Source organism: Allobosea sp. 05T433, from assembly GCF_056396065.1.
This window is the reverse complement of the sequence record NZ_JBFTKS010000078.1, coordinates 1-3673: the sequence shown is the minus strand read 5'-3', so window position 1 is coordinate 3673 and position 3673 is coordinate 1. Positions and strand designations below refer to the sequence as shown.

Below are 3673 nucleotides of genomic sequence, written 5' to 3'. Positions count from 1 at the left end.
GAAGAGCGCCGCGATATCGGCATCCAGCCCATCCTGCTTGCCGGCGCTGGTGACGAAGCCCCAGGGCGGATTGTCGCCCTGGATGCCCACGACCAGCTTGCCCTTCGCCTTGATCTCCGCCGGCGTCACCGCCAGCGCAGGCCGCAGCAGCAGGCCGGGCGCCGCAAGCCCGACCGCGCCGGCCAACAGAGCCTGACGGCGGTTGAGCAATCCCTTGTTCGAAGATGTCATGTCTCACTCCCTTGGTTGATCTTGCTTGGTTGATCTTGCCTGGTTGAACTTGCCTGGCCGGAATTGGCGCGGTGTCTGTTGCCGGCCTCGTCAGCGTGTTGCCGCGGCAAACTGGCGTTCCAGCCGCGCGCCGAAGAGCGAGAGCGGCCAGCACATGACGAAGTACAGAGCCCCCACGATCCCGAAGACGAGGAGAGGCTGGAAGATCTGGTTCGAGATGATGTTGCCAGCCCGGGCCAGCTCGGTGAAACCGACGATGGCAGCCAGCGACGTTCCCTTGATCAGCTGCACCAGGAAGCCGATCGTCGCCGGCAGCGAGATGCGGATAGCCTGCGGCAGGACCACATCCTTCATCCGCGAGACATAGTTCAGGCTCAGCGCCTTGGCGGCCTCGGTCTGGCCCTTCGGCACGGCTTCGATTGAGCCACGCCAGATTTCGCCGAGATAGGCGCTGGCATGCAGCGTGAAGCCGATCGAGACGGCGACCCAGGAGTCGAGTTTCAACCCGATCAGCGCCAGTCCGTAATAGACCACGAAAAGCTGCATCAGCAGCGGCGTGCCCTGGAAGATGGCGATATAGCCTGAGGTTGCACGCTCCAGCAGCGGAATACCGGAGGTCCGCGCCAGAGCGACGCCGAGCCCGAAGATACCGCCCCCGACGAAGCCGATCACCGAAAGGAAGACCGTCCATTTCAGTCCGGTGAGGAGGAAGAGGAATTCGTTTGTACCCATGACGATCTCCTCACTTGACCGGATAGCTGAAATACCGACCGGAGATGAGCGCGAAGAAGCGCATCATCAGCCAGGATATGACGAGGTAGAACAGCGTCACCGTCCCGTAGACCTCGAAGCTGCGGAAGCTGTCCGACTCGATCCGTTGTGCGACTGAGGTCAGCTCATAGGCAGAGATCGCGGAGGCGACGCTGGTCGTCAGCGTCAGCAGCACGAACTGGCTGGTCAGTGAGGGAAAGATCGCGCGCAGCGCCGGCCGCAGAACGATCAGCCGGAAGACCTGCGCCTTGTGCAGGCCAAGCGCGAGACCGGCTTCGACCTGCCCCTTGCTGATCGACTGAACGCCGCCACGGATGATCTCGATGGCATAGGCGCCGCCATTGATGCCCAGCGCGATAATGGCCGTCGGCGTCGGGTCGAGCCGCACGCCCAGGAGCGGCAATGCGAAATAGATGAAATAGATCTGCACCAGGAAGGGCGTGTTCCGGATCAGCTCGACGAAAGCCATCACCAGCCAGCGCACCTGTTTGATCCGCGAGTCGCGCAGCACAACACCGCCGATGCCGATGACGATGGCCAGCACCATGCCGCCGAGCGCCAGGAACAGCGTTCCCAGACAGGCGGTCAGAAGGCTCGGCAACCCATCCAGTACAGGCGTGAAATCAAGCTTGTAGTTCATGGCGCTTCCCTGAGCGGCCGACCTTCTGAGTGGGTCGATCCGGTTCCCGTCTTTGGCGGTAGCGCCTCTGGGTGGGCGCCTTGAGTATGAGCGATCGTTCGGCTTGCGCGATCGCCTGTCGATGTTAAATGTACGAAACGGTTCAATTGGTCAAGTCAATTGAACTGAACGGTTCATTTACAGCCGCACAGTCGGCGCCGGGGTCTGTCCATGCTTGGAAGCCGCAAGACGAATGAGATGCCGGCCTCGCCGGCGCGGCCGGCTGGCACGCGAAAATCCGCGAGCTGGACCCAGGACCCCGACGGCGTTCGCCGCAATATCCTGGCGGTCGCGCGTGACGAGTTCGTCGAGAATGGGCTGAGTGGTGCGAGGGTCGACGAGATCGCGGCGAAGACCTCCACCAGCAAGCGGATGATCTACTATTATTTCGGCGACAAGGAGGGACTCTACCGGGCCGTGCTCGAGGAGGCCTATGCCCGGATCCGCAATTTCGAGCGCAGCCTCGATCTGGCTGCCCTGCCCCCGCGCGAAGCGATCGTGTCGCTGACGGGTTTCACCTTCGACTATCACGCCGACAATCCGGATTTCGTCCGCCTCGTCATGGTCGAGAACATCCACCATGCCCGGCATCTCCAGAGCTCTCCCAAGATCGCGGATCTCAACCTCTCGGTCATCGACATGATCGGCGAGGTCTATGAGCGCGGACTGCGCGAGGGAGTGTTTCGGGAGGGTCTCGACCCGATCGACATCCATCTGACGATCAGCGCGCTGAGTTTCTACAATGTCTCCAACCGGGCCAGCATCCAGCAGGTCTTCGGGCACGACATGGGGGCGCCGGAAGCCCGCGAGCGCCGACGGCTCAGCGCGATCGAGACCGTGCTTCGCATGCTCTGCCGCTGACCGCATGGCGCGCAGGGATCAGCTGGGCCCGACCAGGCCGGCCATAGCCTGGATCGCCAGTTCGTAACCGGCTGCGCCGAAGCCGATCAGGATGCCGGTCGCCGTCCGGGAGATCAGCGAATTGTGGTAGATGCTCTCTCGGGCATGCACGTTGGAAATGTGCAGCTCGATCTTCGGACCGTCGAACATCTTGAGGGCATCGAGCAACGCGATTGAGGTGAAGGTGTAGCCGGCCGGATTGATGATGATCCCGCACGCCTCGATGCGGGCCTGATGCACGCTCTCCACCAGCTCGCCCTCGAAATTCGTCTGGCGGAAGTCGATCTCGAAACCCAGCGTCCCGGCTTTCTCGATACAGCGCTGTCGAACCTCATCGAGCGTGGTCGTTCCGTAGATCGCGGGTTCGCGCTGGCCGAGCAGATTGAGATTGGGGCCGTTGAGGACGTAGATGCGATTGCTCATGTCGATATCCTTGGCGCCTCGTCGCGCATGCGCGGCAAGGCGCGTGCAGGCCGGAGTCAACGCGGCTGGCCTGCAGGCAAAATCTGAAGGAGCGAGCGAGCAGCGCGCTCAGCTTGCGGAGAAGGAGATGCCTTCGAGGCTGTCGGGGAACTTGTGGACGGGAACCTTCATCCACTTGTCGTAGACTTTCTGGAGCTCGCCATTCGCCCTGATCTTGTCGATAAAGGCGTTGAGGGCGGCGTTGATCTCCTTCTCGCCCTGCCGGGTGCAAGCGCCGTTGTAGAGGTTCTGGAATTCGAGCTTGTTCTCGAATTCGCCCGGCCGGGCCTGCTCGATACGCTGGATGTAGAAGATGTTGCCGCCAAGCGCCTGGACCTGGCCCGAGACCAGCGCCTGGATGCTGGGGGCATCGCCGTCATAGCGCCGGATCGTCGTGCTGGCCGGCGCGTTCTTGGTGACCTGGGTATCCTGGGCTGCGCCCTTGGCCACGCCGATAGTGAACTTCGCCATGTCCTCATTCGTCTTGATCACCGCCGATTTCGGCCCGATCAGCACGATCGTGTTGGCGACATAGGGCTTGCTGAACTGCACCACCTTGGCCCGTTCGGGCAGCATCGCCATCGTCGCAAACAGCACATCGACGCGCCCCGTGGTCAGGGCCGGGATGCG

5 protein-coding genes and 1 pseudogene are annotated in these 3673 nt (G+C 62.4%); 1 reads left to right on the top strand and 5 read right to left on the bottom strand.

Annotation, left to right across the window (positions count from 1 at the left end):
* From AC1DGP_RS34870 to AC1DGP_RS34860, 3 genes and pseudogenes are all read right to left on the bottom strand, one after another.
* Nucleotides 1–231: pseudogene (locus tag AC1DGP_RS34870) on the bottom strand (transporter substrate-binding domain-containing protein); the annotation flags it as partial.
* A gap of 90 nt (nt 232–321) precedes the next feature.
* Nucleotides 322–963, bottom strand: a complete 642-nt coding sequence (locus AC1DGP_RS34865) for an amino acid ABC transporter permease (protein WP_441489915.1) — start codon at nt 961–963, stop codon at nt 322–324.
* Nucleotides 964–973: 10 nt separating this feature from the next.
* The gene (locus AC1DGP_RS34860) at nt 974–1642 is read right to left on the bottom strand and encodes an amino acid ABC transporter permease (RefSeq protein ID WP_441489914.1); all 669 of its coding nucleotides are present in this window, start codon (nt 1640–1642) and stop codon (nt 974–976) included.
* Nucleotides 1643–1852: 210 nt separating this feature from the next.
* Between AC1DGP_RS34860 and AC1DGP_RS34855 the strand changes: the two genes are divergently transcribed.
* Nucleotides 1853–2542, top strand: a complete 690-nt coding sequence (locus AC1DGP_RS34855) for a TetR/AcrR family transcriptional regulator (protein WP_441489913.1) — start codon at nt 1853–1855, stop codon at nt 2540–2542.
* A gap of 18 nt (nt 2543–2560) precedes the next feature.
* Here the strand turns inward: AC1DGP_RS34855 and AC1DGP_RS34850 are convergent, their stop codons facing one another.
* Both AC1DGP_RS34850 and AC1DGP_RS34845 read right to left on the bottom strand, forming a co-directional pair.
* Nucleotides 2561–3004 carry a type II 3-dehydroquinate dehydratase gene (locus tag AC1DGP_RS34850; protein WP_441489912.1) on the bottom strand — a complete coding sequence of 148 codons (444 nt, stop codon included), beginning with the start codon at nt 3002–3004 and terminating at the stop codon, nt 2561–2563.
* A gap of 108 nt (nt 3005–3112) precedes the next feature.
* The coding region (locus AC1DGP_RS34845) for a transporter substrate-binding domain-containing protein (RefSeq protein ID WP_441508022.1) at nt 3113–3673 on the bottom strand (561 nt) is incomplete at its 5' end.